Source organism: Deltaproteobacteria bacterium CG11_big_fil_rev_8_21_14_0_20_49_13 (genome assembly GCA_002796305.1).
Classification (GTDB): Bacteria; UBA10199; UBA10199.
Genome location: PCWZ01000018.1, coordinates 1 through 2,540, shown reverse-complemented (window position 1 = coordinate 2,540; position 2,540 = coordinate 1). Strand labels below are relative to the sequence as shown.

Annotated in this window: 4 protein-coding genes; all 4 read right to left on the bottom strand. The window is 46.9% G+C overall.

The window, feature by feature from the left end; translation table 11 throughout:
* Nucleotides 1-79: 79 nt before the first annotated feature.
* On the bottom strand, nucleotides 80-373 hold the full coding sequence (locus COV46_01390) for a ferredoxin (GenBank protein PIR18098.1): 294 nt from the start codon (nucleotides 371-373) through the stop codon (nucleotides 80-82).
* Nucleotides 370-1,380: a hypothetical protein gene (locus tag COV46_01385; protein ID PIR18097.1), complete on the bottom strand. Its 1,011-nt coding sequence runs from the start codon at nucleotides 1,378-1,380 to the stop codon at nucleotides 370-372. The genes COV46_01390 and COV46_01385 overlap by 4 nt, the downstream gene beginning before the upstream one ends.
* A gap of 9 nt (nucleotides 1,381-1,389) precedes the next feature.
* Nucleotides 1,390-1,665, bottom strand: coding sequence for a transcriptional regulator (locus tag COV46_01380; protein PIR18109.1), 276 nt, complete (start codon nucleotides 1,663-1,665; stop codon nucleotides 1,390-1,392).
* A 168-nt stretch (nucleotides 1,666-1,833) separates the two neighbouring features.
* Nucleotides 1,834-2,379, bottom strand: coding sequence for a hypothetical protein (locus COV46_01375; GenBank protein PIR18096.1), 546 nt, complete (start codon nucleotides 2,377-2,379; stop codon nucleotides 1,834-1,836).
* Nucleotides 2,380-2,540: the final 161 nt, after the last annotated feature.

Sequence of the window (2,540 nt, the reverse complement as noted above, 5' to 3'; positions counted from 1 at the left end):
AATCAAGTGTTTGCTTAGAGATTGCCGCGCCCCTTCGGGGCTCGCAATGACAGAACAAACAGGTTTTTAGAGGCGCCCTTTAGCAACAAGCCGGCCCGCCGCATCCACAGGAAGCCTTGTCTTTCTTGAACCACGTTTGAAGTATATATGATGCACAACCGACGCCGGGTGTAACGCTCAATGCGTTCACGGGACAGTTCATTGAGCAGGCGCCGCATTCCATACAGGCATCTTTGTCAACGATCTCGACCTTTTTGGAACTAAGCTCAAACACGCGATGAGGACATACGTTCATGCACATACCGCAGCCTATGCATGCCTCTTTGTCCAGTTTTAATGTTGAAGCATCTTCTAGATATCTGAACCCTTTCATATAGCGCCTCCAAAGAAATTATTTCCCATCCATAGACCGCATGAAAGAACGACCGCGATGACCTGAAGTGGTATCGCATACCTCATCTCTTTTTCAACTCCGGTAGGAGACGTAAAAGGCGTCGAACCGGTAAAAGTAAGTGCAGTGTAAGAGCTGACGGATGCCGTGAACAAAAGCACCGCCGCTATGGCACCGCTCCCAAGCTGTTCGTGGCAAAAGAGACAGAAAAGAAAGCCCAGAACAAGGCCCGTTGCAGCACCCTTTAGAGAAAAGTACCGCACCGGGATCCACGGAAGGAGCATTGGCGTGACAACAGCACCGGAAAATAATCCGATAAGATATGCCGTAGTGCCAAAAAGTCCGCGAATCAGCGTCCCCTGAAGTGAGAAAAAATCACTGCTAAGGCTTGAAATGGCAAATATCGCAGAAACGATATAAAAAGAGACCGTAACCCTTGAGGTGATCTCACGAGGGGTAAGAATAAGCCTTTCCCAGAGGCTAAACGTCACCCCCCTCATCTTGTCATCCGCCTTTTTGCCATTGTCCATGAAACGTTTGATATCCCCTGCCCTGACCGGACCGAAGCTTACCTTGAACCCGCTTTTTTTCATGACATCATGCGCAGAAACGCCGGGTGCCGAAAGCTGTGGCAGGATAAGTTCCCTATGGCTAACGAATTTCTCCAGTTCCGATCCCTTTACCATTCTCACTATCTCGTCCGTGGAAAACGTCTTTTTGCCGGCGGCGCACCAGACATTGACGCCGCGCGTATTCAAGACAAGTATCCATGCGTTCATGTTGGAAAGCTCTTTTCGAAGTGAATCAAAGCTCATCTTGTAATTAGCGGAGACAAAAACGGGAGATGTCCGGTCTGGCGTACCCACATTGTAAAGACCCGGAACAACCCTGTATCTCTCCCTTCCGGCGCCGATGCGCATCCTGAAAGCGCCAAGGTGATCGCGCAATGAAAGTTTTGTTCCAATCGTTGTTACTGTTGCATCCGTCATATTATCACCTCAAAGTTCCCTGACCATCCTCTTAAATTCCTTTAACGCCCCTTTATCAATGCAGTAGCAGGTGCTAGGCCCGCTTATCTTTCCGCTTATAATCCCCGCTTCTTTTAAGACCTTGATATGCTGACTTACAGTCGCCTGGGCTATTGGAAGAATATCGACTATCTTTCCGCAAACGCACTTATTGGCCCCTTTAAGGTGTTTTACTATCTGCATTCTAATGGGGTGGCCGAACGCCTTGCACATTCGGCTCAGATCGAAGTTTGTTTTCTTTTTCATAAGAGATCCATATTTCTTTATCGTATTTTTACGATAAAGGCACGGCCCTGTCAAGCACCAATTTTGCGATGATTATTTATACCCGATGATTATCAAAAGAGGTCCTGCTTGAACTCAAGCTCGCCCTTCTTTTCATCCACTTTGATATGATCGCTGTCGTCAAAAAAATCAGCAAAGATCACGATTCCACAATCTTTCTAAAAAGATACTCCATGGAAGAATGGTCACACCGTCAACACTTCGTGGCCGTTCTTCCAGCGAAACAAGAATATAATGTTTAAGCGAGCTCTCTTCCTTGAGCGCCACAAGCCCCTTCAGATCGCTCTTTGAAATCACGCTCTTTGCCTTGACTTCCACTGCCACAGCATCTTCCAATATAAAATCAACCTCGAACCCGGATGTTGTCCTCCAATAACTTACATCACCCAGTTTATTATAATCTGTAAAACTCTTCAATTCATGGAACATATAAGATTCAAATGCATCCCCATATTCCGGTGAACGTTCCTGCAATCCTTTGCGGTGCTGAAGATGCCTTGCCACACCCACATCGAAAAAATAGAACTTGGCGGTGGAAAATGTCTTTCTGGTCCTGTTCTTCTTCCACACCTTGACCTCATCGGCTATCAATGTGTCCTTCAGTATCTGGTAATATTCCTGCACCGTGGTCCTCGCGACCTGCGCATCGCTCCCTATCTCTGTAAAGTTTATCATCTTGCCGTTGCTTAGCGCCGCTACCTCTAAGAATCGACTGAACGAAGGAATGTTCCTGACAAGGCCTTCAGATGTCGACGGGCACCCAAATTAGGCAATTTATGAGCACTTGAAATTAGGCAATTTTGATGACCTGAACTGACCTCACTTTAAAAGAGGAG